The following is a 3,448-nucleotide window of genomic DNA, read 5'->3' as shown; positions in this document are numbered from 1 at the left end:
CGAGCGTACGGGTGCGGCGCTCGGCGCCCGCGTGCACGCCGCGGGCCTGCTCACGCCGCTCCGCGGCCTCCGCGATGCGCTGGAGCAGATCGAGCGAACCGGCGGTGAAGTCGCGCTCGGCGGTCAGCTCGGCGCGGCGGCCCAGCTTGTGGGCGAAGCCGTGGACGAGGTCGGCGAGCCCGTCGGTGTCGCGGGTGTCGGTGACGGCGCGCAGCAGGAGGTCGGTGAAGTCGGAGTCGTTCTTGACCGCGAAGAGCCCGGCGGCCTCGCCCTCGTCGGCGTTCATCTCCCGCTGGTAGCGGAAGAGTTCGGGGTCGAGGCCGAGTTCGCCGAGGTGCTCGTTCCAGCGCTCGTGGATCTCCACCCAGACCACGTCGAGATGCGGATACGCCTTGCCGGCCTCCGTAAGGGCGTCACGGAAGCCCTTCATGGTGCGGCGGCGGCCACGTGCGGTGGAGGCGCCCTCGACGGCGGGCCGCACCGCCGCGGACTCGGCGACCGGCAGCGAGTCCAGGCTCATTCCGGGACCGGGCCGGAAGGAGTACCACGCCTCGGCGAACTTCCGCGGGTCGTTGGAGACCTGACGGCCGCGCCATTCGCTGACCTTGCCGACGACGACGGTCTCACCGGTGACGGTGTGCTGCCACTCCAGCGCGACATGCCCGCAGTCGTCGGCGAGCAGGAACTTGCGCAGCACACCGGAGCTGGCGCCGCCCAGGGTGTTGCGATGGCCGGGCAGCATCACCGAGAAGATCAGCTTGAGCAGGACGGACTTGCCGCCGCCGTTCTCCAGGAAGAGCACACCGGCGGGGGCGGGGCGGCGCGGCGGGCCGACCGGCTCCTCCTCGAAGAACTCCGCCTGGGTGGGCGCGGGGCTGGGCACCGGCCCGCCGACTCCGCGCAGGTCCAGCACGGTGTCGGCGTAACGCGCACCGGCCGGCCCGATGGAGTAGAGGCGGATCCGGGACAGCTCGTACATGGCGGCGGACTCTCGTTGTGGGAAGGGGCGGTGATACCGGGCGGGCGGCGACGGGGCAGGGGCGGGGTTCAGGAGTGGAAGGGGAGACCGGCGTCGGCCACCAGATCGAGGTCGTCGCCCTCGTCGGGGGGCAGCAGGGTCGCACTGCCGTCGCTGACGGGGACGACACCCAGCTCCAGCAGCTCGGCCATGGCGGCGGTGGCCGCCATGTCGCGCACCTGGAGCTGGTAGCGGGCGGTGGTGCGGTAGGTGCCGCCGGACTCGTCCCCGGTGCGCTGGAGAAAGCCGGAGTCGACCAGGAAGGCGAGGGCCTTGCCGACGATGCCGGTGGTGGAACCGGCGAGCCTGCGCGCGTCCTTGGTGGCGCCGGTCGCGCTGCGCCGGGCGTACACCCGCCAGGCGGATTCCAGCCCGGGCGCGCCGGTGGCCGGGTCGGTGTTCTCCCCCTGCTCCTCGGCGCGCTCCTCCAGCCGTCGGCACGCCTGGCGGACGAAGGCGTCCACACCGTTGACGGTGACCCGGCCGATATAGCCGTCGTCGGCGAGGTCCTCGGGGCGGGGGAACGCCAGGGCGGCGACGGCGAGATGGGCGAGGCCGTGCAGAAAGCGGTCGGCGGAGTCGGTGGCGGCCCGGCGGGCGTAGTCGCCCATGCGGACGGCGAAGACGGAGTCCTCGGCGGCGGTCACGGCCATTCCGGCGCGGGTCGAGACCTCCAGCACGATGAGCCCGAGCCCGGCGGCGACGGCGTCGGCGAGGCGTGCGAACGCCGGTTCGTCGCGGTGGCGGCGCAGCAGCTCGGCGTATTCGACGTCCCGTGCGGGCAGCAGCTTGGGCTGGAGTCCGAAGGCCACCAGCCGGGCGGCGTCGGCCGCGTCGGCGGGGGTGATCCCGGGCGCCGCCGGGGCGGGTGCCGCGTCCGGCGGTGTCATGTCGTCGATGTCGTACTCGGTCACGGCTGAACCTCCTCGCGCGGGGTGTATGCACTGGTCTTGGCCATCAGGCCACCTCCGCCCGGTCGGCCGCCATACCGACCGCGTCCAGCAGGGCGGTGCCCACTATCAGGTCGGCACCGCCGAACTCGGGGTCGTCCAGCTCGGTGCCGTCGTCCACGGCGAACAGCAGCCGCTGCTCGCCCTGGCGGTAGGCGGTGCCGACCGGGGGGCTGGCGGCGTGGACGGCGAGGAGGGCGATCAGATAGGGCAGTTCGGGGTCGCGGCGGCGGGCGTCGGCGAGCAGCCCGGACAGCCGGCGGGGGGCGTCGGCGGGCAGCTCGAGCAGCTCCATGGCCACCGCCAGTTGCTCCTCGCTGAAGCGGCTGTCGTCGGGGGTGGCGATGAGGTCCGGCTCGGGCATCTCGGCGCCGAGGTGCTCGCGCTCCACGGGTGGGGTGAGCAGCATCTCGACCAGGTCGCCCATGCGCACCGAGGTCGGGGTGCGCAGGCCGGTGCCGCGGGCGAAGAACGCGTCGGTGACCCGGCCCGCGCGGTCGAGGGGAAGCGGGAGGACGGGGGCCAGCAACTGTCCGTACAGGTCGTATCCGGAGCGCGGGGCGGGGGGTGCGAAGGCTTGCCGGTCCTGCTCGGCGCGGAACAGCGGACCGGCCTCCAGCAGCCGGGACTGGAGCTGGGTGTGGCGCCGGATGCAGTCCTTGACGATGTCGACGAGCTCGGCGGCGCGCCGCTTGTGCTCGGCGCTCTCCGCCTCGTCGCGCGCCTTACGGATGTTGGTGAGGATGGCGTTCTCATGGCGGTAGCGGTCGGCGACGTGGTCGAGCGCCTCGCTGATCAGCTCGGGGACGGTGCTCAGCCAGTCGACGGCGCGGACGTTGCGCCGGGTGGCGTCGAGGGTGCGGCGCAGCGTCTCCGAGTACTGCACGGTGCGGTAGCGGGCCTGCTCGGCGGCGAGTTGGGCATCGGCGAGCCGGCCGCGGCTGATGAGGACCTCCAGCTTGACCTCGGCGGCGATCTGGGCGCTGGTGACATCCGTGTCGAGGGCGCCGACCAGGACGTTGACCGCCTCGTCGGTGGTGCGCAGATAGACGCTGCCGCCGGGGCCGGGCACCTCTTCGATCAGCTTGAAGTCATAGTCCCTGCGGACATACACCCCATCAGGCCCGAAGGTGCCGTAAACGGCGCGGAAGCCGCGGTCCACACTGCCGACGTTGATCAGGTTCTCCAGCACCCAGCGGGCGACCCGGTCGTGCTCGGCGGCGGGGCGCCCGGGGGCCTGGGCGGCGACGCGGGGCAGCAGCCTGGCCACTATCTGCTCGTGGTCGGCGCCGGTGTCGAAGTCCATATGGAGCGTGACGAGGTCGATGGCGGCGAGGGCGACCTCCGCCATCGCGTACACCCCGTACTCCCCCGCCAGGTTGGCCTTGCGCGCGTCGAGGTCGTGCAGCGGCGCGGTGCAGGCGAGCGCGCGCAGCCGCCGGGCCAGGCCCTCGTCGGCGGCCGGGCCCGGGGCCGGCCT

At 73.3% G+C, this 3,448-nt stretch carries 2 protein-coding genes and 1 pseudogene; all 3 read right to left on the bottom strand.

Annotated features, from left to right (window positions below; genetic code table 11):
- Window positions 1–979 (bottom strand): annotated as a pseudogene (locus tag KN815_RS47785) (hypothetical protein); the annotation flags it as partial.
- Between the two features lie 68 nt (window positions 980–1,047).
- On the bottom strand, window positions 1,048–1,908 hold the full coding sequence (locus tag KN815_RS47780) for a hypothetical protein (protein ID WP_106685963.1): 861 nt from the start codon (window positions 1,906–1,908) through the stop codon (window positions 1,048–1,050).
- 67 nt (window positions 1,909–1,975) lie between these two features.
- The coding region (locus KN815_RS47775; protein ID WP_216348023.1) for a hypothetical protein at window positions 1,976–3,448 on the bottom strand (1,473 nt) is incomplete at its 5' end.

It is taken from the genome of Streptomyces niphimycinicus, assembly GCF_018883605.1.
GTDB classification, from domain to species: domain Bacteria; phylum Actinomycetota; class Actinomycetes; order Streptomycetales; family Streptomycetaceae; genus Streptomyces; species Streptomyces niphimycinicus.
The sequence above is the reverse complement of the archived record's forward strand: the minus strand, read 5'-3'. Positions and strand labels throughout refer to the sequence as shown.

Excerpts from the sequence above, each read along its gene's own strand:
- KN815_RS47780 (WP_106685963.1), bottom strand. The coding sequence starts at position 1,908 with ATGACACCGCCGGACGCGGCACCCGCCCCGGCGGCGCCCGGGATCACC.